At 60.9% G+C, this 21,025-nt stretch carries 16 protein-coding genes; 13 read left to right on the top strand and 3 right to left on the bottom strand.

Features of this window, described 5'->3' with window-relative positions; genetic code table 11:
• The first annotated feature begins 5 nt into the window (after positions 1-5).
• The gene (locus JJE47_09835) at positions 6-950 is read left to right on the top strand and encodes a carboxymuconolactone decarboxylase family protein (protein MBK5267721.1); all 945 of its coding nucleotides are present in this window, start codon (positions 6-8) and stop codon (positions 948-950) included.
• A gap of 7 nt (positions 951-957) precedes the next feature.
• Here the strand turns inward: JJE47_09835 and JJE47_09830 are convergent, their stop codons facing one another.
• Complete coding sequence (locus tag JJE47_09830) at positions 958-2,184, bottom strand: MFS transporter (protein ID MBK5267720.1); 1,227 nt, start codon at positions 2,182-2,184, stop codon at positions 958-960.
• A gap of 83 nt (positions 2,185-2,267) precedes the next feature.
• Here JJE47_09830 and JJE47_09825 point away from each other — a divergent pair, with 83 nt between their 5' ends.
• Positions 2,268-3,344 carry a Gfo/Idh/MocA family oxidoreductase gene (locus JJE47_09825; protein ID MBK5267719.1) on the top strand — a complete coding sequence of 359 codons (1,077 nt, stop codon included), beginning with the start codon at positions 2,268-2,270 and terminating at the stop codon, positions 3,342-3,344.
• 41 nt (positions 3,345-3,385) lie between these two features.
• Here JJE47_09825 and JJE47_09820 read toward each other — a convergent pair whose 3' ends face one another.
• Positions 3,386-4,159 carry a host specificity protein gene (locus JJE47_09820; GenBank protein ID MBK5267718.1) on the bottom strand — a complete coding sequence of 258 codons (774 nt, stop codon included), beginning with the start codon at positions 4,157-4,159 and terminating at the stop codon, positions 3,386-3,388.
• Between the two features lie 109 nt (positions 4,160-4,268).
• On the opposite strand from JJE47_09820, the gene JJE47_09815 reads away from it, so the two are divergent.
• The 10 genes from JJE47_09815 (at position 4,269) to JJE47_09770 (ending at position 18,828) form a co-directional block, all read left to right on the top strand.
• Positions 4,269-5,264, top strand: coding sequence for an amidohydrolase (locus JJE47_09815; GenBank protein MBK5267717.1), 996 nt, complete (start codon positions 4,269-4,271; stop codon positions 5,262-5,264).
• A gap of 5 nt (positions 5,265-5,269) precedes the next feature.
• Complete coding sequence (locus JJE47_09810; GenBank protein MBK5267716.1) at positions 5,270-6,286, top strand: Gfo/Idh/MocA family oxidoreductase; 1,017 nt, start codon at positions 5,270-5,272, stop codon at positions 6,284-6,286.
• Positions 6,283-7,353 carry an alpha-hydroxy-acid oxidizing protein gene (locus JJE47_09805; GenBank protein MBK5267715.1) on the top strand — a complete coding sequence of 357 codons (1,071 nt, stop codon included), beginning with the start codon at positions 6,283-6,285 and terminating at the stop codon, positions 7,351-7,353. The genes JJE47_09810 and JJE47_09805 overlap by 4 nt, the downstream gene beginning before the upstream one ends.
• Before the next feature lie 17 nt (positions 7,354-7,370).
• Positions 7,371-8,630, top strand: coding sequence for an MFS transporter (locus JJE47_09800; GenBank protein MBK5267714.1), 1,260 nt, complete (start codon positions 7,371-7,373; stop codon positions 8,628-8,630).
• A gap of 35 nt (positions 8,631-8,665) precedes the next feature.
• Positions 8,666-9,604, top strand: coding sequence for a DMT family transporter (locus tag JJE47_09795; GenBank protein MBK5267713.1), 939 nt, complete (start codon positions 8,666-8,668; stop codon positions 9,602-9,604).
• Positions 9,605-9,658: 54 nt separating this feature from the next.
• Positions 9,659-10,591 (top strand): aldo/keto reductase, encoded by a 933-nt coding sequence (locus JJE47_09790; protein ID MBK5267712.1) that lies wholly within the window; start codon positions 9,659-9,661, stop codon positions 10,589-10,591.
• A gap of 478 nt (positions 10,592-11,069) precedes the next feature.
• Positions 11,070-14,237: an efflux RND transporter permease subunit gene (locus JJE47_09785; protein ID MBK5267711.1), complete on the top strand. Its 3,168-nt coding sequence runs from the start codon at positions 11,070-11,072 to the stop codon at positions 14,235-14,237.
• A 2-nt stretch (positions 14,238-14,239) separates the two neighbouring features.
• Positions 14,240-14,668 carry a hypothetical protein gene (locus tag JJE47_09780; protein MBK5267710.1) on the top strand — a complete coding sequence of 143 codons (429 nt, stop codon included), beginning with the start codon at positions 14,240-14,242 and terminating at the stop codon, positions 14,666-14,668.
• A 9-nt stretch (positions 14,669-14,677) separates the two neighbouring features.
• On the top strand, positions 14,678-17,833 hold the full coding sequence (locus JJE47_09775; GenBank protein ID MBK5267709.1) for an efflux RND transporter permease subunit: 3,156 nt from the start codon (positions 14,678-14,680) through the stop codon (positions 17,831-17,833).
• A 47-nt stretch (positions 17,834-17,880) separates the two neighbouring features.
• Entirely contained in the window at positions 17,881-18,828 is a 948-nt protein-coding gene (locus JJE47_09770) for a D-2-hydroxyacid dehydrogenase family protein (protein MBK5267708.1), read from the top strand.
• A 12-nt stretch (positions 18,829-18,840) separates the two neighbouring features.
• Here the strand turns inward: JJE47_09770 and JJE47_09765 are convergent, their stop codons facing one another.
• The gene (locus JJE47_09765) at positions 18,841-19,752 is read right to left on the bottom strand and encodes a hypothetical protein (protein ID MBK5267707.1); all 912 of its coding nucleotides are present in this window, start codon (positions 19,750-19,752) and stop codon (positions 18,841-18,843) included.
• A gap of 71 nt (positions 19,753-19,823) precedes the next feature.
• Here JJE47_09765 and JJE47_09760 point away from each other — a divergent pair, with 71 nt between their 5' ends.
• Positions 19,824-20,909 (top strand): mandelate racemase/muconate lactonizing enzyme family protein, encoded by a 1,086-nt coding sequence (locus JJE47_09760; GenBank protein ID MBK5267706.1) that lies wholly within the window; start codon positions 19,824-19,826, stop codon positions 20,907-20,909.
• The last annotated feature ends 116 nt before the right edge of the window (positions 20,910-21,025 follow it).

Below are 21,025 nucleotides of genomic sequence, written 5' to 3'. Positions count from 1 at the left end.
TCGAAGTGGACTCGTCACGGAACGAAACGCCGGTTGAGATTTTCCTTCCGGAGGCTGGTGAACGACTGAGTCAGCTCTTCGGCCGCATCGATCCCGATTTCGCGCTCGTCTGGTCCAATCATGTGTCGAGATTATTGGCGCGAACCCAACTCGATGTCCGGACCCGATTCCTGATCCTCACCATGCAGTACACGGTGACCCAACGGTTTGGGCAACTTAAGGAGAACCTGGCGGCTGCCCAAAGAGCCGGGGTTCCACACGACGAGCTCCGGGAAGTCATTCTTCAAGCGTTCGTCTATGCCGGTCCGTGGGTTGTGGCGGAAGCGTGCCAGATCTACGAAACAGTGTTTAAGTCGACCCCGGAGGTAGAGGAGCGCCGGTCGGAACCGGCTGGTGAAGGGGAGAGACAACTCGCCGACGAACGCCCCACCTGGTCGGCGGATGATGCCGCTGATCCCCGACTGAATGACCTGCTGGAACGGTACGGCTGGCACGCCATATCCACGGGCCTTCGGCTGCGCCCGAGCCATCACCTCAACATGCTGGATACCCTGGATGCGCTGGATCCTGACTTCCTCCAGATCTGGCTCGACGCGGTGTATGACGGCATGTATTCGCGGCGGATTCTCGACGATCGGACCCGTCTCCTGTGCGTTGTTGGCGCGACCCTGGCGGTCGGGGAAACTCATCAGTCGAGGCGGCATATGCGAGCCGCCTTGCGGGTGGGTGCCGAGCCTCGTGAGCTTCTGGAGGTTATCTTTCACACCACCGCGTTCTTCGGACACCCGTACGTCATGCCTGCGGCGTTCGATGATCTCATCAGGATCGCCGATGACGAGGGTCGCATTTTGGAGCTGGTCCCGGCCGACCGGGTAGAACAGACCAGGCGTATCGTGGCGGCTCGGGTTGCCAGGCGAGACGGTATCAAGGACGACCTGGGCGGCACCTGACGATTCCTTACCGTGACGCCAAACCGACGTCCCTTTCCGCCTGACGCCAGCGCAGGAGAATGGCTCCGCCCATCACCAGGGGTAGTCCGGCTACTGCAAAGGCCAAGCCGTACCTAGCGCTGTCGGCTAGTAGTCCTAGCGTCACCGGTCCGACCACCCAACCGAGATCATTTGCCATGCGATATACGGCGCTGGCTCGTCCTTCGGTTCCGGACGGAGCGATATCGCCGATCATGGTCGGGAGAGCAACCGCCGCCAACCCGATCCCTAAGCCCAGCAGCGCCGAAATGACCATCATGCCTATGGCGCTGTCGGCCAGGCCGAACAGGGTTACCGTTGCTGCGGTGCTAAACGCCCCGGCCAGTGCCACCGGGATTCTCCCGAACCGGTCAGCGACCTGGCCGGCGATGGGCATGGCAATGAGCGAGGCGATCGATCCGAGGGAGATCAGGAATCCGATCATGGCTGGTGACAAGTCGAGTACCACGTCTGCGAAGGCGGGTATGAGGACACTGATCGCTCCGGCCCGTAGGAAGAACAGACCGAAGCCAAGGAACATGATCACCTTGAAGCCACGGATTTCGAGCACGGATCGGAAGGATCGAGTCTGGGTTGGTGCACCTGCAACTGCTCTGGCCGGGAGGGCGCCGTCGCGAATGTACTGGCTGCTCACGATGGCGAGCAGACCGGCGATGGTGGCCTGCACATAGAACGGTGCGAAGATTCCGAACCGTACAGCGACGATGCCACCGACGAGCGGGCCGATGGTGCTTCCCAGGAGGATTCCACCCTGGAAGCTGGCGGTCGCCCTGCCAAGTTCGGCCTTGCCGGTGATGACCAGCAGGTAGCGATTGATTGAGGTTCCGAAAAGGGCTGATCCCATTCCCTGGATGGCGCGCGCTGCCAGGAGCAGGCTCAGGCTCGGGGCGAAGACCGCCAGCAGCGCGCCGACCGTTTGGACGGCTCCGCCGCCGATGCAAACGATTCGAGAACCGTAGCGATCGGCCCATGAACCGGCGGTCAGACGAAGACTCATGCGAGCGAGGGCAAAGACGGTAACCAATGTCGAAGCGGCGGCAAATCCGACTCCGAAATGGCTGGCGTAGGCGGGGAGCACTGGCGCGATCAGGTTCACGCCGATCACGTTGAGGGCCACCATCCAGGGGATCGGCGAACCAAATCCTCGTCGGGCAGATTCCATATCTGACATTATGTAATATTGACTGGTATTCATGAAATACCGGTGGCCGACAGGCTGCGCACGAGAGGGGATAGTGATGGCGGGGTCCAATCGGTACGCAGCAGAAGCCAGCCCAGATGCGTAGGCAGGTTGGCCTGGCGATCATCGGATCGGGTCGGATCGGTTCGTTGCGGGCCCGACTCGCCTCGGAGCATCCGGCCGTAGGGTTCCTCGCCGTTTCCGATCGTGACGCGACTGCCGCCGGGCGGTTGTCAGAATTAGTCGGCGCCGACTTCTCGACCGGCAATAACGCCGAGGCCATCGGGCATCCCGAGGTCACCGCGGTGGTCGTGGCTACGAGCGAGGGGGAGCATGTCGAGGCCGTCCTGCTCGCCTTGAGTCTCGGCAAACCGGTTCTGGTGGAGAAACCAATTGCCCTGACTTTGGCCGATGCCGACCGGATTCTGAGGGCTGCCGCGGCGAGCGATGCCGAGCTGCGGGTTGGCTACAGCCGGCGATTCAGGCGCCGGTACCACGTCGCCAAAGAACAGATCGTGACCGGTCGGATGGGAACACTGCTCGGGGGAGTCGCCAGGGTGTACAACTCGCGTTCGCAAGCGCTGGCAATGCTTGGCAGGAATCCCGATGCCACCCCCGTTGTGGATGCCTTGACCTACTACGTCGACCTCATGAACTGGTTTTTCGAAGGGCGCCGGCTGGTCGAGGTCAGTGCCGTCGGCCAGCGGGGTGTCTTGGAAGCCGCCGGGTATCAGACTGATGATCTGACGTGGGCGATGTTGCGGTATGACGACGGCGCCGCGCTTAACCTTGGCGTGTGCTACTCGCTACCTGAGAAGTACCCCGCCTTGGGCCACTCGGCTCGCGTAGAGCTGATCGGGACCGATGGTGTCATGTTGCTCGACGACGACCACACCGACCAGGTGATGTACAGCGATCATGGCGTGCCGCATGTCTACCTGCCGGACCACAACGTCAATGCGGTGTTTCTGTCGAGCGGCACTCCTGGAGATTGGGCACTGGGCGAGTTCATCGGGCCTCTGGCAGCAGAGACGCGTGCCTGGCTCGATCACCTGGCCACCGGCAAAGCCTGTCAGCTGGCTACCCCCCAAGAAGCCAGGGCGACGTTGGAGGCAACCCTGGCGATCGAGCGAGCCGCCGCTACCGGTCTGACGATTCGCCTGCCTCTCGATTGAGTCCGCCTTGTCCACGTCTGGGTTCGACCAACCCTGAGTATCTACCAGAGGTTTGAGAAGCGCTCCTTGGTGGCGGCAAGTCCAGACGTGATCAGCTTGACGTCATTCGTCGGCGAAATGAGCGTGCAGCCCTTTTCGATGAGCAGTGAGGCATACTCGGGAGTCGGCGTGACCGCTCCCCATTGTTTACCGTGGGTCCGACACGCCGCGGCGATTTCGTCCACGGCGGACAGGCACCGCTCATGCATGAAGTCGCCGATGACTCCGAGGGCCTGGCTGAGGTCGGATGGTCCGACGAACAACATGTCGACGCCGTCGACGGCCGCAATTGCCTCGACTTCGTCGACCGCCTGAGCGGTTTCAATCTGTACTGCCACCATCGTCTCCCGATTGGCGCGTTCGGTGAATTCGGCCATGGGGATGGTCCCGTAGCGTCCGTCGTAGCCCATCGGGTTGAGACCTCGGCGTCCCCGCGGAGCAAACTTCGACCACCCAACGAACTCCTCTGCTTGGGCCGCTGAGGTGATTTGGGCGGCCATCACACCCATCGCTCCGCTTTCGAAACATCGGGTCACGGTGGCGTAGTCGGTGGGGGGGACCCTTACGAAACTCTCCAGGCCGTGGGCCCGTCCGGCGGCCACCGCGGCTTCGATCTCGTTGACGGTGAAGCCGGCGTGCTCAACGTCGATCCAGAAACCGTCGAAGTCCCCGGTCATCCCGAGGTATTGGATGATGTTGGGATTGTGCATTCGCCCGATGGCGAACACGACCAACTGGTCACCTGCCTGAAGGCGCTGTTTGAAGGGTTGGGCCATGTGATGGTCTCCTTGCGAGAGAAGCCCTGCCGTTCGGGAGGGTCGTTGGCAAACAATATAGAATGCATCGTACAGGGTGGGGATTCCCTGAAGGAACGGAGATAGTTGAATGCCGGTGATCGACACGCATGCTCACGTCACACCCGAACGGTACAAGCAGGCCATTCGGACCCGGGGTGAGTGGTATGGGCTCGACGAGCATCCCGGTGAACTCGGATTCGGCAAGTTTGATATTTCGCTTCCGGACCGACTGGCTGAAATGGATGCGCTGGGCGTCGACATGCAGCTTGTGACGCCCACGGTTGGGTTCTACCAGTACTCCAACGAGCTATCGAAGACCAAGCTCATCAACCGCGAATGTAATAACGAGATTGCCGAGATGGTCGAACAACATCCGACCCGTTTTGCGGGCATGGGAATCGTCCCGATGCAGGACCCGCCAAGTGCCATCGCCGAGATGGAACGAGTGATGCTCGAGTTGGGTATGAAGGGAGTGGTCATCAGCGACCACGTGGCCGGCCGCACCTACGACGATCCGGACTTCCTTCCGTTTTTCGCCGCCGCCGAAGAGTTGGGAGCGATTGTGTTCTTCCATCAGAGCCAGGACACCATCGTTGCCAAGCGGAACAGTCGGTACAAGCTCCCCAATGCGGTCGGGAACCTTACGGAACGGGCGCTGGTGTACGCCACGCTCGTGTTCGGTGGAGTTCTCGATCGGTTTCCCGACTTGAAACCTCTCCTCGCCCATGGGGGCGGGTATACGGCCTATGGGGTAGCCCGCATGGACAAGGTAGCCGGGGCGCTTGAGGCCGGCGAGGGGATGACGCCCGTTTTCAAAGGCAACGATGGATTTTCTCAGCAGCTGGCTCCGAGCGAATACCTCAGCCGCTTCTACTACGACTGCTGCACATACAGCGGTTCGGTGCTCCGCTTTCTCATCGATGCGGTCGGCATCGAACGGGTGGTGCTCGGCACCGATTATCCGGCCCCGATGGTGCTGGCCGATTGTGTGAACTGGGTGCGAGGATTGCCTGAGCTCGGACTTGACGAGAAAGAGGCGATCCTGTCCGAGAATCCTGCCCGCCTGCTTGGTTTCTCAGGATGAGCGGTGTGAGCCTCGGATGGGGAATCATCGGTATCGGCAACATCGTCAAAGGCACGATTGCCCCGGCGATGGTTGCCGAACCGTCCTGTGAGTTGGTGGCAGCGGTAAGTCGCGATCAAGCCAGGGCCACGGATTTCGCAACCACATTTGGCGCTCGGTACGCCTACACGGACTACGACGAGATGCTCGCCAACCCTGAAGTCGACGCGGTCTTTATCGCTACTCCGAACGGACTGCATGCCGACCAGGTCGTAGCAGCGGCCCTCGCTGGAAAGCATGTTCTGTGCGACAAACCGTTGGCGATCAACGTGCCGGATGCGATTCGGGCAGTTGAAGCCTGTCAACGGGCTGGCGTGAAACTGGGCGTGAACTTTCATAATCGACACCTCAAGTGGGTCGATGACGTCAGGACACTGATTGGCGAAGGCACGATCGGTAGCGTCCAGGTCGTCGAGCTCGAAGTGAGCTCGGGCGCTCGTAAGTGGGACAACTGGCGCACTGACCCTGGTATGGCCGGCCTCGGGTCGATACACAATGTTGGCGTTCATGGACTCGACTTTCTCAGGGTCATCCTGCAGGCCGAGCCGGTTGAAGTGATGGCAATGTTCGACCGGCCGGCGGCCAGCGACGTCGTCGAATCACTCGGGCTGGTTCTGATCAGGTTCGACAACGGAACGCTCGCCTACTGCAATTTCAACGAGAGCGTTGCCAATCCGGTCAACGAACTGCGCATCTTCGGATCCACCGGTCGCATGATCGGAAGCGGGTTCACCCGGTCGCGAATCGACGGCGATCTGACGGTCCTGACCGGGTCGGGGGAGCAGCACACTCATTACCCCGCCCCCGACGCCCACCGGCTGTCGGTGGCGGCGTTCACAGCGGCGGTCTTGAACGATGAGGAACCCAACGCCTCGGGATGGGACGGTTTACGAAGCGCACAACTGTGCGACGCCATCAAGTGGTCGGTGAACGAACGCCGACTCGTCGAGGTCGACTATCGCCATCCATCGGGTACGGCATGACAGATCTTGCCGATCTCAAAACTATCCGGCAGGTGATTGCCAGGGCACGAGAGATCGTGGACCCCAGCGCATTCGCCTGGGGGGCCGCCGGTGCGGGCGATGGGGTGACGGTCGCGAGGAACAGTATCGGCCTCAATAGTCTCGCGCTTGTACCGCGCCACATGCGCAATGTCGAAGAGGTCGATACCGCCACCTCGTTTGTCGGGATTCCGCTGGCGTTTCCGGTCATGCTCGCCCCGGTCGGCGCGTTGGGGATTTACGACGCCGGTGATGCCCTGGCCGCCGCGGCGGCCGCTACTCAGGTTTCGACGGCCATCATCTGTTCGGAGTTGACCACCTCGCCATGGGAGGACGTTGCGGCCACCCATCCCGGCCATCACATCTTTCAGATGTACGTGTTTGGGGACCGCGACTGGATGCACGAAGTTGCGGCTCGGGTAAAGCAGGCCGGGTTCGCCGCCATCTGCGTCACCGTTGATACTCCGATACTGTCTCGTCGGGACCGAAGCATTGAACAGGTCTTTGGTTGGAGTTCTCCGAGCCCGCCCAACCTCCAGCAGCACGGATCCGACCCCAAGTTCCGGGCCAGGTTCACCTGGGAAGACTTGCGCTGGCTCGTCGAGAACTCTGAGTTGCCGGTAATCGTGAAGGGGGTCATGACGGTCGAAGACGCCGTGGCCGCGGTCGAGTGCGGGGTGGCGGCTATCTATGTCTCCAACCACGGCGGTCGGGTGGTTGACCACGGCATGAGCACTATCGAGGTACTGGGTGAGATTGTGGCGGCGGTCGGTGCGTCGGTTGACGTCGCGGTTGATAGCGGGTTTACGAGTGGTGCCGACGTCTGCAAAGCGTTGGCGCTAGGTGCCACGGCGGTCGGCATTGGCCGGCTTCAATGCTGGGGCCTGGCCGTTGGCGGGACTGACGGCCTGGTTCGGGTACTCGACATCCTCAAAACCGAGATCAGCATCACCATGGCAAACATCGGGTGTCGCGAGATTACCGAGATCACTCCTGATCGAGTCCGGTGGTCGATTCCGGTTCCCCCTTCGGGGCCGGCCTTTCTGTGAGGAAGCGTCTTCAAAGGTTGGGACGGCTCGCAGTCGTCGACGTCACCCCCCTTCGGGAGGTGCCTGGGTATCGGTGGCTGTTTGCCGGTATGTTCTTCGTCCAAGCCGGGAGGCAACTCCTCGTCGTCGCAGTTCCCGTGCAGGTGTACGCACTCACGGGTTCCACACTTCAAGTTGGTTTGCTCGGCCTGGCCCAGTTGATTCCTCTCCTGGCGGTTTCGTTGGTGGGTGGGGCCCTGGCCGATGCGTTCGATCGGAAGCGGTTACTCGTCATCGCTCAGGTCACTCTCGCCGCAACTGCGGCCGGTCTGTTCTGGAACTCGGTGGCGACCAGCCCGGCGGTCTGGCCTCTGTTCGTCCTGGTCGGCATCAATGCCGGGGTGTCGGCGATCGACCACCCTTCCCGGCAGGCCCTTCTCCCCGGATTGGTTGGCAGGAAGCTGTTGCCATCTGCCCTGGCGATGAACCAGACCCTCAGCAACACGGCCAAAGCGGCCATTCCGGCCGTCGGCGGGTTGCTCATAGCCGGCGTCGGTCTTGGACCAACCTATGCGGTTGCCATTGCCATGTTTTTGGTCGGAGCGAGCCTGATGTGGCGGACGCCGAACGTTCCGACCGAGGGTGGTGGCCGCAAGATGGGTTGGTCCTCGATCGCTGAAGGGTTGGCCTTCCTCAAATCACGCCGACTCATCCAGGCAGCCATGCTCATTGACCTCAATGCCATGGTCTTTGGGATGCCAACCGCCCTGTTTCCTGCCTTCGGAACCGCGGTTCTGGGGGGCGACGCCATCACGGTTGGACTGCTGTATGCCGCCCCGGGGGTCGGGGCGCTGGTGGGTGCCCTTACCTCAGGATGGGTGGCGACCGTTCGCCTTCAGGGCCGCGCCGTCATCATGTCCGTGATCGCCTGGGGCATGGCGATGACCGCGTTCGGGTTTACGACCTCGGTGATGTTTGCACTGGCGATGCTGGCCTTTGCCGGTTGGGCAGACGTCGTGTCGGCGATTCTGCGCCAGGCCATAATCCAACTGTCCGTTCCGGACCATCTTCGGGGTCGGCTGTCGTCGATCCACGTTGCTGCAGCAGGGGGTGGCCCCCGTCTTGGGGACCTGGAGGCCGGGGTGGTCGCCGAACTCACCTCTGTGCGTATCTCGGTGATCTCGGGGGGAATCGCCTGCGTCCTGGGGGCGGTGGCCCTGGCCCGGTGGTCGCCCGGGTTCCGCAACTACGTTTACGATCCCGGGCAACCTGACCCCCATGTGCAGGCGCAGACATGATCCCGTTTGCGCGGGATTTGATATGGGAGCCCGGGGTGGGTTCTGCAGTAGATCGCAGGCTTACTCGCCGGGCGATATACCTCCTGCTTGTTTTGGGCATTCTGATTCTCGGCCTCAACTGGCCGATCATGGCCGTAGGACTTCGAACCCTGACCCCGCTGTGGATGGGGTCGTTCCGGGTGCTCGGAGCGGCAGTGATGGTGATCGGCATTGGACTGGCCACCCGAAGCATGCGAATACCGCCAGCGAGGGACCTGCCGGTCATTGTTTCGCTGGCCGTTTTCCGCCTGGCGGCCGTATTCTTCCTGGTCTTCACCGCTCTCCAACTCGTCCCCGCTGGTCGATCGGCCGTCGTGGTGTGGACGATTTCTTTGTGGACGGTCCCTCTGGCCGTGATCTTCCTTGGCGAACGGATGAGTCGCCAGCGTTGGTCGGGACTGGCGATCGGTGTCTCCGGTGTGATTGTCTTGTTCGAACCATGGGGTATGTCATGGAACCAACCGGGAGTAGCGCTTGGTCACGGGCTCCTGATACTTGCTGCCATCACGGATGCGGCCACCGCAGTCCACATTCGGGCGCATCGGTGGACGATCACTCCGATCGAAGCCCTTCCCTGGCAGCTGGCCGGTGCGGCTGTCGTTCTGACAACCCTTGCGTTGCTCATTGATGGTCTTCCCGTCTTCGAATGGACGCCCCAGCTTGTAGGTGTGGTGGCCTATCAATCGGTCCTGGCCTCGGGGGTGTCCTTCGTGGCGCTGGTAGTCGTATTGCGGAATCTGGCCGCCGTATCCACCAATCTCACTCTCATGGCGGTTCCCGTGGTCGGAGTCGTGTCATCGGCGATCTTCCTCGGCGAACAGGTCACCGTCGGACTGGCTATCGGGCTGGGTCTGGTGCTGGCCGGTGTCGCAATCAATCTTGTGTCAGATCGTGGTGGGGCGAATCGTCGCCCTGACCTGGCCGAGGTGATCTGACGCGACCTGGCGCCATGTGGAATCAACGAATCGACAAGAGGAGAGTGAACAACGATGAGGACCGCCACCATTGGAAACCTCGAAGTTTCAGTGATCGGACTCGGGTGTAACAACTTCGGTCGGGCGCTCGACGCAGCCGGGTCGGCGGTCGTCGTGAATGCTGCCCTTGATGCCGGCATGAACTTCTTTGATACGGCGAGTAATTATGGCGGCGGCCAGTCGGAGTCGTTCCTCGGCGCCGCACTTGGCAGTCGTCGATCAGAGGCGATTATTGGAACAAAGTTCGGCATGCCCGTTCCAGGAATAGAAGGAAGCGGCGGGGCCCGCCCGGCATACGTTTGTGAATCGCTCGAGCGGAGTCTGTCTGAGCTTGGAACCGACTACATCGACCTCTTCCAACTGCACTACCCGGACCCTGAGACACCGATTGAGGACACACTGGGCGCGATGAACGGTCTCGTACAGGAAGGCAAGGTCCGTCAGATTGGCTGTTCGAATCTGAGTACGCCCCAACTCGCCGAGGCCTTGACGGTTTCCCACGACCTGGGTTTGGCCGCTTTTGTTTCCAACCAGGTGGAATACAGCATGGTTCACCGGGATCCCGAGACCGATGGGCTGGCCGATCTATGTGGGGCACGGGAGGTGGCTTTGCTGCCGTTTTATCCGTTGGCGAGCGGGCTCCTGACCGGGAAGACCCAACGCGGGACTGTCCTGGAGGGTCGACTGGCGATGGACCGCTATCAGAGGTTTCTTACTGACGAGAACTTTGATCTGGTAGACCGCCTTACGGGGTATGCGCTCGAACGCAATGTCAGTCTGGTTCAGGTGGCGCTCGGCTGGTTGCTATCTCACGAGGCGGTACCTTCGGTAACCGCCGGGGCCACCAAGCCCGAGCAAGTCATGAGTAATGCTCTCGCCGCCGAATGGGTTCCATCCGCCGGTGACCTCGCCACGTTGGATTCGCTCCTGAGTGGGTCCGCGGAGTGAGATGAAGTCGGGCAGATCTCATTAGCCGGTGACCGTTCCTGGTCGGTTTCTTTGAACTTCTTTCTGGAATTCCGGAGCTTTTCCCACACGGCGTGACATGGTTTGGTAGTTTTCGTAGGTCGATCAGGTCTGGGGGGTCCAAATGTCCCGTGCCGAGCAATGAGGTTTGCACCTAGCACTAGCCGCGCCCGTGGACTTCTTTCTATGGCGTCGGGGTCGGTTTGCTTGGTGGTCATCGACTCGGAATCGCCGTTGCTAGCCGGGCGATTCGACGATTTTGCCTGCATCAGACCAGCCAGACCGCTTGGCCGCGTTGTATCAACTCATCTTTCACGTATTCAGCCCATCGTGGCTTCAACATTGAGCTTGTCAAGAGCGACACCGATTAGGAACGAGGGCTGATTGGAGCGACGCTCGCCGGGAGGCGGCTCAACTCCGGATAACGAGGGGGATCTAGATGGTACGTCGGATCATCGATATGAGTGTCAATCTCAGGCGAATCGTGCTTGTCGCGGCCGCCGGGATACTGGTTCTAGGGATTGTGCACCTCGACAACCTGAAGACGGATCTTCTCCCGGAGTTCAGTCCGGTGGCCGTCGAAGTCCAGACCGAAGCGCTTGGTCTTTCCGCCAGTGAGGTTGAGCGGCTCATAACCACGCCTCTTGAGCAGGATTTGCTCAGTGGTGTGGCCTTCCTCGATACGATCGAGTCTGCATCCCTTCCAGGGCTGTCGTCGGTGGTCATGACCTTTCAGCCAGGCACCACTCTCCTCAATGCTCGTCAGGTTGTTGCCGAGCGGTTGGTTCAGGCTGCAGGATTGCCCCAGGTTGCCGGTAGACCGCAGATGCTCCAGCCGTTCTCCTCCACCGGTCGGGTAGCCCTGATTTCACTTTCCTCGGATGAGCTCACCCCCATTGAGACGTCTGTCCTGGCACGGTGGGTGGTTGTCCCACGACTCCTTGGTGTAGACGGTGTGGCGAGCGTGTCGATCTGGGGATTCCGAGATCGCCAACTGCAGGTCCTGGTTGATCCCACCGAACTTGCCTCACAAGACGTCACGCTGTCGCAGGTCATCGCTACAGCAGGCAACGCGCTCGAAGTGTCACCGCTCACGTTCCTGGAAGCATCCAGCCCGGGAACCGGGGGATTCATCGATACCGTCAATCAGCGGTTGCACGTATTTCACGAGCAGGCAATTTCGACTCCGGAGGAACTTGCTCAGGTGGCTCTGGAGGATGGTGCCGGCGGCGCCGTATTTGTCGATGGTCAGCCGCTTACACTCGGCGACGTTTCAGCGATTGTGGCCGACCATCAGCCGTTGATCGGTGATGCCTACTGCAGCGGCGGACCGTGCGTCATGCTGGTGATCGAGAAATTTCCCAACAGCAACACGCCCGCGGTCGTCGCCAATATCGAAGATGCGATCGAGGCGTTACAGCCTGGCCTTCAGGGCATCACGATAGACAGCTCGATTTATCAGCCGGCCGAATTCATAGAAACCTCGTTCGGGAATCTCGGCACCGCTTTGTCGATTGGGCTCGTGTTGGCCTTCGTAGTCATGGCCGCACTCCTCTACGACTGGAGGGTGGTCCTTGTCGGTGCGCTAACCATCGCAACATCTCTGGCGGGGGCAGGCCTGGTGCTTTACCTGGCGGGCGCCACCGTCAATACGATGACGTTGGCTGGATTGACTCTGGCTCTGGTATTGATTGTCGACGATGCGTTGGTGGGGTCGCGGGGGCTGTTCGAGCCGACGTCGCAGAGCAGACCGGATGATCAAGGTGCTCGACTGGCGAGGCGAATCGCCGACTCTGCGCTGCGGACGAGAAGTGCGACCTTCTATGCGGCGATTATTGTCGGCGCGGCCGCGCTGACGTTCTATTTCGTCGGCGGCGAGGCCGGAGCCTTCCTTCCGCACATCGCCACGCCTTTCCTCCTGGCCCTGGCGGTTTCGCTGTTGGTCAGCCTTACCGTTGCTCCAGCTCTCACCGCTTTCATCATCCGAACGGGTTCGGCACCGAAGGAATCCTCGCCGCTGACCCGCCGAATGAAAGCGGCTTTTGAGCGGGTAGGACCGGGCATGGCCACGAAGGTGGGCCGGTCTGTACTCGTGTTTGCGCTTGCAGTGGGTTTGGCACTCGCGTCCCTGCCACTTATCGAGCAGTCATTTCGACCGGACCTGAAGCAGCGGGACGTTCTCATTGAATTGGATGCTCCGGCGGGAACCTCGCTTTCGGCTATGGACGCAGTCGCCTCTGACGTCGTTGCGGCCGTGGGTTTGCTCGATGTAGTCGTGAACATTGGTGCGCATGTCGGTCGTGCGGTCTCCAGTGATCAGGTCGAGAACGTCAACGTTGCAGAGGTCTGGCTGAAGCTCGACGAGGCAGCCGACTACGAGGCGGCGCTGGCGGCGGTCAGTGGAGCCGTAGTCGTTCCGAACAACGTAACATCCCGGGTGCTTACCTATTCCGATCAGCGGGTGAGCCAGATTCTTGGTGGCTCAAGCGATGAATTGATCGTCCGTGTGTACGGCGACAACCCGCAGGAGCTTGAGGCTGTCGCTGCGACGGTAACGAGTGCCCTCAGCGAGGTTCGGGGCCTGGAGGACGTTCGGATCGATTTGCCGATCGAACAGCCGACGATTGAGGTCGAAGTCGACCTTGCTCGAGCCCAGGCTGTCGGTCTGAAGCCGGGCGATGTGCGTCGCAATGCGACCACGTTGCTGTCGGGGGTCATTGTTGGCAACTTATTCGAATCACAGAAGGTCTTCGACGTGATTGTGTGGGGTACTCCCGAGATCCGGGAGTCGGTCGAGGATGTGATGGCGCTGCCCATCGCTACTCCTGATGGCGGCAGCGTCGCGCTGTCTGATGTCGCCGACGTCCAGGTGGTGCCGAACATTTCCGTGATTCGACATGAGTCGGTCTCCACCTACCTCGATGTCGTCGCTGATCCGGGTTCCCGCCCGGTAGCGGATGTGCGGTCCGACGTCGCCGCGGCACTCGACACGGTCGGGTTCCCGCTGGAGTATCACGCCGAGGTGCGAGGCGTATACGCAGCCGGAGAGGCCGGAGGGACCGGGGTGCTACCGGTCATACTGGCAGCCCTGTTCGGGATCTTCATTCTGTTCCAGTCAGCCTTCAGTAGTTGGCGTCTAGCGTTCATTCTGTTCCTTACGGTGCCGATGGCGCTGTCGGGCGGGGTCATCGCCATAGTGGTGTCGGGTCGCGCTTTCTCGCTCGGATCGGTCGCCGCGCTGGTCGCCCTTCTCGGATTGGCTGCCCGCTCGTCGATCCTGTTGGTTCAGGTGTACCAACGGCGTGAACGGGCGGGCGAAACGTTCGGAGTCGACCTCGTGACAGGGGCGACGGCCGACGAAATGGTGTCGATCGTTACCCCACTGCTGGCAGTCGCCGCCCTGTTCGTACCGCTCGGCCTTGCCGGCTCGCAGGCTGGACTGGAGATCGTCGGTGATATGGCCTGGGTGATCGTCGGCGGCGCAATCACGACTGCGCTGTTCAGCCTTGTGATTCTTCCCGCCTTCTACCTCCGCTGGGGATACGTAGCCGAACCCGATACGGTTGCCGACGATCTGAGCGAGCTGCTAGATGTCGAATTAACCGAGCTTGGGACCGGTGGAGAATGAGCGTGCGTTTCGCAAAGACTCAGCTTGCCGTCGCCAGTCTCGGGGCGATGGTGATGGTGAGCGCGTGTTCCAGAGGAGCCGCCGTCGTGGAATTCATACCCCCGGCGACAGTGGAAGAGGTGTCGGGGGACACCCTGCCGCTCATCACGCTCACAGAATCAGCCGTTACCCGCCTCGCCATCGAGACTCACGCGGTCGAAAGTGCTGCCAACGGATCGGTGGTCCCGAGCGCGGCTGTCCTCATTACGGTCGACGGTAGCTACTGGGTATACACCAACCCCGAGCCGCTCGTCTATCTGCGACATGAAATCAAGCCCGTAGTGGAGGAAAACCAACAAGCATTCTTCTCGGATGGGCCTGAGCCAGGAATGCTCGTCGTGGTGGCCGGGGTGCCAGAGCTATACGGAACCGAAACCGGGATCGGGAAGTAGGGGGCCGATATGTTGCGCTGGTTCGTAGGTTCAAGTCTCAAGTATCGGTTCATCGTCATGGCCTTCGCCGGAGGTCTCATGTTCTTCGGCGTACTCCAGTTGGCGGAATCCAGTGTCGATGTCTTTCCCGAATTCGCTCCTCCGAGGGTGGAAATCCAAACTCCGGCGCTAGGCCTGTCTGCCACTTCGGTGGAGTCGCTTGTGACGATTCCGCTTGAACAGGCAATGGCTGGAATTCCTGGCCTGGATGAACTCAGATCGAATTCGGTAGAGCAACTGTCGTCGATACTGCTCATCTTCGATCGCGGAACGGATCTTCTTGAAGCCCGCCAACTGGTGAATGAACGACTGCTGGTCGTTGGTCCGACATTGCCGACTTGGGCAGCACCTCCGGTCATGATTCAGCCTCTCTCATCCACGAGCCGGGTCATGAAGATCGGTCTGACAACCACCGATCCGAAGCTCGATCTCATCGATATGTCGATGATGTCTTACTGGACGATCCGGACCCGCCTCCTACAAGTCGAGGGTGTCGCCAATGTCCCGATTTGGGGTGAGCGGCTCGAGATGCTCCAGGTTCAAGTGGATCCTGATCTGCTGCGTGAGAAGAACGTAACCCTTGACAGCGTTTCGCAGACGACGTCCGACGCACTGGAATCGGGATTGTTCCGGTATTCCGCCGGTCATATCATCGGGCGGGGCGGCTGGGTTGAAGACTCCGGCGAACGCTTGAGCATCAACTATATTGCCCCAATCGTCCGCGTCGAAGATCTTGCCAAGATGCCGGTTGAGACCACTACTGGCGAGACGCTCTTGCTTGGTGACGTGGCTGAGTTGGTCCGGGACCATCAACTGCTCAACGGTGATGCTGTAATCAACGATGGCCCAGGCTTGATGCTGATCGTAGAGAAACTCCCGTGGGCCAACACGCTGGAGGTGACCGAGGGCGTTGAAGCGGCATTGGCCGAGCTTGCGCCAGGCATGACGGGGGTAACTGTCGATGCCGAAATTTTCCGCCCGGCGACGTTCATCGAAGACTCCATCAGCAACCTGTCGACAGCCATCATTTCGGGCGCCATCCTGATGATCTTGATGCTGGCGTTGTTTCTCTATGAGTGGCGGACAGCCCTCATCAGTGTTGTAGCCATCCCCCTGTCACTGGTGGCCGCCGGACTCGTGCTCCACTTCATGGGTGCTTCGATCAACACGATGATCCTTGCGGGCATGGTCATCGCCCTCGGGGACATTGTCGATGACGCGATCATCGATATCGAGAATGTGGTGCGCCGCCTTAGACAACATCGCGCCAGCGGGAGTACGCGGTCTACCGCCAGGGTCATCCTCGAGGCATCCATAGAAGTGAGGAGCGCCATTGTCTACGCCACGCTCATCGAGATCGTGGCCGTCGTTCCAATCTTCATGCTGACCGGTCTATCAGGAGCCTTCTTCCGTCCGCTGGTCACCGCCTACGCCCTGGCTCTGCTCGCCTCGATGGTGGTTGCCTTGACCGTCACACCGGCTCTCAGCCTGGTGTTTTTCAGGAGTCCCGGGTCTTTGAATCATCGTGAGTCTCCGGTGGTGCCGGCGATGAAGCGGGCCTATCTGGGCTTACTCACGCGAATCGTCAAGCGGCCAAAAAGAGCGTATTCGCTTGTGACGGCGGCGACATTGGCGGGAATTATTGTTGTCCCGCTACTCGGGCAGTCGCTTCTTCCTGAGTTCAAGGAGCGCGATTTCTTGATGCACTGGCTCACCAAACCAGGCACCGGTCAGGTTGAGATGGTGCGAATCACCCAGGAGGTCAATGCCGAGTTGCTCACGATTCCTGGCGTACGCAACGCCGGTTCTCACATCGGCCAGGCCCTCCTTATGGATGAAGTCGTTGGCATCGACTTCGGGGAAAACTGGGTCAGTGTCGACCCGGCTGTTGACTATGACGAAACCTTGGCAGCCATCCAGACGACCGTCGATGGTTACCCGGGCCTTTATCGTGACGTCCAGACATATCTCAAAGAGCGGATCCGGGAGGTCCTGACCGGGAGCAGCGAGCCGATCACGATTCGTGTTTATGGGCCGGACCTGTTGGTGTTGCGCGACACTGCCGCAGACGTCAATGAGATTCTCGGCTCCGTACCGGGCGTCAAAGAGAACCACATTGAGTTTCAGCAGGATATTCCGCAGATCCGGGTGGAAGTAGACCTTGACGCGGCCCGGGTATATGGCATAAAGCCGGGTGATGTGCGACGAGCGGCCGCCCGCCTGATCGCCGGGGAAGAAGCAGGCGACATCTTCTATAACGGCAAAGCCTATGACGTCATGGTGTGGAGCACTCCGGAGACCCGGCAAAGTCTGACCGACGTTCAGAATCTCCTGCTTGACACGCCCAGTGGCGAGTATGTGACTCTCTCGGAGGTGGCTGATGTGGCGGTTGTTCCGGTGCCGAATAAGATCACGCACCATGACCTGTCCAGAACACTCGACGTAGGCGCCAACCTGGACGGGAGCCGGGACCTGGGGGCGGTAGTCGACGACCTTGAAGATGCGCTGGAAGCGTACGAGTTCCCGCAGGAATACCGGGCCGAGATGCTTGGCGAGTTCACCGAACGACAGGCGGCGACGGGGCGGATTACTGCGCTGTCGATCGTTGCGGTGATTGGGGTGTTCTTGTTACTTCAGGCGTCGTTTACCAACGGTCGACTGGCGATGTTGTCGTTCCTAACGCTTCCGATCGCTCTCGTGGGAGGCGTGCTGGCCGCCTATTTGACGGGTGGAATCATCTCGCTTGGATCGCTAATCGGATTCTTTACCGTGCTGGGGATTGTGGCAAGAAACGGCATCATGTTGATAAGTCACTACCAACATCTTGAACGTGAAGAAGGCGTGGAGTTCGGGCCGGAGCTGGTCCTGCAAGGTGCAAGTGAGCGGCTGGTTCCTATCATCATGACCGTATTGACCACCGGTCTGGCGCTGGTCCCGCTGATCCTCACCGGAGAGATCCCCGGCCAAGAGATCGAGTATCCGATGGCCATCGTGATCTTCGGCGGTCTAATTACGGCGACTCTCCTCAACTTGTTCGTAGTGCCGAGTTTGTACCTGCGATTCGCCAAAGCCCGGGGCGGCCGCCCCTCGGGAGGAACACCGGCGCCCTCGCCGGCCACTGCCTGACGACCCGGGAAGGACGTCGCTTGGGAGGAGTCGCTAGCGTGTCGGATATGGTTCGTGTGGCGGTTCTTGATGACTATCAACAGGTGGCGGCCGGCCTGGCCGACTGGGACTCGTTGGCCGCTGAGGTCGACTTCTATGCCGACCATATTTCAGATGCGGACCGGTTGGTGGAGAGGCTGGTCGGCTATGACGTTGTCGTGGCGATGCGGGAGCGTACGCCTTTTCCGGCCGATCTGTTGGCGCGCCTTCCGCAACTGCAGCTCCTCATCACATCTGGAATGAAGAACGCCGCGATCGACATCTCGGCCGCCAACGCAGGCGGCGTCACGGTCTGTGGGACCGCCTCGCCGGGGCATGCCACTGCCGAACTGGCCTTCGGACTGGTCCTGGCCCTGGCCAGGCGCCTTGTTACCGAGTCTGTTTCGGTTGCATCGGGTGGGTGGCAAGTGGGACTCGGTCGGGATGTTCGGGGTGCCACGCTCGGGCTTCTCGGGCTCGGGCGTCTTGGAGGTCAAATGGCAGGGTTCGGACAGGCGTTCGGTATGAACGTCATCGCCTGGAGCGAGAACCTCACCGCGGAGCGGGCCGAAGCGGTTGGGGCGCAGGCTGTCTCAAAAACCCAGCTACTGGGCGAAGCGGATTTTGCATCCATCCATCTGCGATTGTCCGACCGGACTATCGGTCTCATCGGTTCTGATGAACTGTCAGCGATGAAACCTGACGCCTACCTCGTGAACACGTCTCGTGGTCCGATTGTCGATGAGGTCGCGCTGTTGGGCGCCCTGCGAGCAGGTCAGATCGCCGGGGCGGCGATTGACGTGTTCGAACGTGAACCTCTGCCGGTCAACCATCCTTTCCGGTCCGAACCGCACTTGGTCCTGACGCCACACATCGGATACGTCACGCGCGAAACCTATGAGATCTTCTTCACGGAAGCGGTCGAGGACATCGCGGCCTGGCTGGCCGGCTCGCCGGTGCGAGTGCTGGCTCCCTGACACCTCTGCCGGCTACTTGGCGATGAGGCCAAGGCTGGCCAACGCCACAGACATCATGTGTTGCTCCTCGGCAAGGAACGCTCGGGTAGCTGATGCGTCCAGTGCAGTCGATTGCCATCCGTGTTGTCGCAGGGATGCCGTCCACCGGTCACCGGTCAGAGCATTGGCGATGGTGGAGTCCCAAAAGGCGATCTGGTCCGGGGTGAGTCCGGGAGCCGCCACGACACCGCGCCAGGTACCGATGACGGAGTCAATCCCTTCCTCGATCCAGGTCGGCACGTCCCCGAATGGGGCAGCAAGACGGGCTGAGGCCGAAACGGCGATCGCCCTCAGCTTTCCCGCCTCAAGTTCCGGGACGACGCTGGGAGCGGACACGGCGACTACCCCGGCATTTCCGTCCAGCATGTCGGCGACTGCGTGGCGGGCCGACTCGAAGACCCGGATGGGTGCCGTGGCCGGATTGCCGCCGCCTGCCATGGTCACCCGACCGAGGGCGATGTGGTTGACGTTGCCGCGCTCGGTCGCCAGGGCGGTCGTCGGAGGTTTCTGTGAAACGAGGGCTGCGCAAAGTGCGGCAGCCGATGTGATGGGCGATTCGGCCGGAACTGCGAAGAGGATGTATTCGGTATAGAGACTCCCGATCGCCGCGAGGTCCCGGTGGTCGATATCAGCGATGCCGAGCAGCTTGTTGGTAATGAGGGTTGGCGAGCTAATCGACAACAGATGGGCGTCGCCCCGTCGAGCGACAAGGCTGTCCCAGGCGTTTCCTCCTCCCCGTCCGGAGATGTTCGACACGTTGGCGCCAAACGGAAGCAGAAGTTCGAGAGCCTCGGCCAGTGCTCGAGCGGCTCGATCCTGTCCACCGCCGGGCGGCGTGCCTGCCACGATCTCGACCGGTGCGGATGGTTGCCAGACTTCTGCCATGACTCGACGATAGGCCATCCGCTCCAGTTTGGGTCGCGTAGATTGGCGTTCTCACGATCCGGGACCCCAGAATGACACAAAGCACGATCCAATCTGTCGAAGCGACACCCATCGCCATACCCCTGACGAAACCGATCGCCAGTTCGCTCGGTGTGTATTCCCATGCAACTGGAGTGGCCGTCACGGTTAGAACCGTAGATGGCCCGGATGGATTCGGGTTCAATCTCGGTTTGGGCGGATCCCCCAGCCGGGCATTGGCTGCCTACATAGAAGATGAACTGGCGCCGCTGGCCATAGGACAAGATGCGTTGGCCGTCGAGGCCCTCTGGGCACGTATGTGGAGCCCGAATAAACCACGCGTTCGGGCCGGCCTCGGAGCCTGGGCATTGTCCGCCATCGATGTGGCAGTCTGGGACATCGTCGGCAAGACAGCTGGCCTTCCGGTTCACACCTTGCTGGGCGGAGCCAGTACAGAGGTGCCGGTCTATGGCAGTGGCGGGTGGTTGTCGCTGACCGACCATGAGCTTGTCTCTGAAGCTCAGGCGTTTGCCAGTCGGGGAATCAACCAATACAAGTACAAAATTGGAACGTCCCGTGATGAGGAACGAACCGCCCTCCTGCGGAGGGAGCTTGGCGACGACTTCACCCTCTATGCAGATGCCAACCAACGGTTCCGGGTCCACGAAGCAATTGAAGCGGCCTATATGCTGGATGGCTATGGGGTGGCCTGGCTGGAGGAGCCAGTACTCGCCGACGCGACGTCGGATTTGAAGGCGGTTGCCGAAGCGAGCCCGGTCCCGATCGCGACCGGTGAAAATGTTTCATTCCGGTGGGGTTTTCGAGAAATCTGCGAGCAGCAGGGAGCCGCCTATCTGCAGCCGGACGTGGTTCGCTGCGGCGGGTTTACGGAGTTCCGCAAGATTGCCGACCTGGCAGATGCTCACAACCTGGCAGTGACCAGTCATCTGTGGCATGAATTGTCGGTGTCGGCGGTGGGAGCCTCGCCGGCCGGAGTACTGGTTGAATTTGCGGAACTCATCCCGGCTGATGTCTTTACCCGCGACTTCTCGCCGGTTGGCGGCGCGATCCGGGTGATCGACGTGCCCGGTCACGGGGTCGAAATTGCGGCCGAAACAATGGCCCGATACCGGGTGTAGCGGGGCGGATCCGGGAAAGATTCGTCGTCTAGCGCAATGATGGAGGACTTTTGGTCGCCTATCGCCCCTTGACCCGGCCCTTAGGGTTAGGTTTGGGTCACTAATCGAACGGACGG

The sequence above is a fragment of the Acidimicrobiia bacterium genome, assembly GCA_016650365.1.
GTDB lineage: Bacteria > Actinomycetota > Acidimicrobiia > Spongiisociales > JAENVV01 > JAENVV01.
The sequence above is the reverse complement of the archived record's forward strand: the minus strand, read 5'-3'. Positions and strand labels throughout refer to the sequence as shown.

What these genes read in the sequence shown, in the direction of transcription:
- JJE47_09830 (MBK5267720.1), bottom strand. Translation starts at nt 2,184, where the DNA reads ATGAATACCAGTCAATATTACATAATGTCAGATATGGAATCTGCCCGA.
- JJE47_09825 (MBK5267719.1), top strand. Translation starts at nt 2,268, where the DNA reads ATGCGTAGGCAGGTTGGCCTGGCGATCATCGGATCGGGTCGGATCGGT.
- JJE47_09820 (MBK5267718.1), bottom strand. Translation starts at nt 4,159, where the DNA reads ATGGCCCAACCCTTCAAACAGCGCCTTCAGGCAGGTGACCAGTTGGTC.
- JJE47_09815 (MBK5267717.1), top strand. Translation starts at nt 4,269, where the DNA reads ATGCCGGTGATCGACACGCATGCTCACGTCACACCCGAACGGTACAAG.
- JJE47_09805 (MBK5267715.1), top strand. Translation starts at nt 6,283, where the DNA reads ATGACAGATCTTGCCGATCTCAAAACTATCCGGCAGGTGATTGCCAGG.
- JJE47_09790 (MBK5267712.1), top strand. Translation starts at nt 9,659, where the DNA reads ATGAGGACCGCCACCATTGGAAACCTCGAAGTTTCAGTGATCGGACTC.
- JJE47_09785 (MBK5267711.1), top strand. Translation starts at nt 11,070, where the DNA reads ATGAGTGTCAATCTCAGGCGAATCGTGCTTGTCGCGGCCGCCGGGATA.
- JJE47_09775 (MBK5267709.1), top strand. Translation starts at nt 14,678, where the DNA reads ATGTTGCGCTGGTTCGTAGGTTCAAGTCTCAAGTATCGGTTCATCGTC.
- JJE47_09770 (MBK5267708.1), top strand. Translation starts at nt 17,881, where the DNA reads ATGGTTCGTGTGGCGGTTCTTGATGACTATCAACAGGTGGCGGCCGGC.
- JJE47_09765 (MBK5267707.1), bottom strand. Translation starts at nt 19,752, where the DNA reads ATGGCAGAAGTCTGGCAACCATCCGCACCGGTCGAGATCGTGGCAGGC.
- JJE47_09760 (MBK5267706.1), top strand. Translation starts at nt 19,824, where the DNA reads ATGACACAAAGCACGATCCAATCTGTCGAAGCGACACCCATCGCCATA.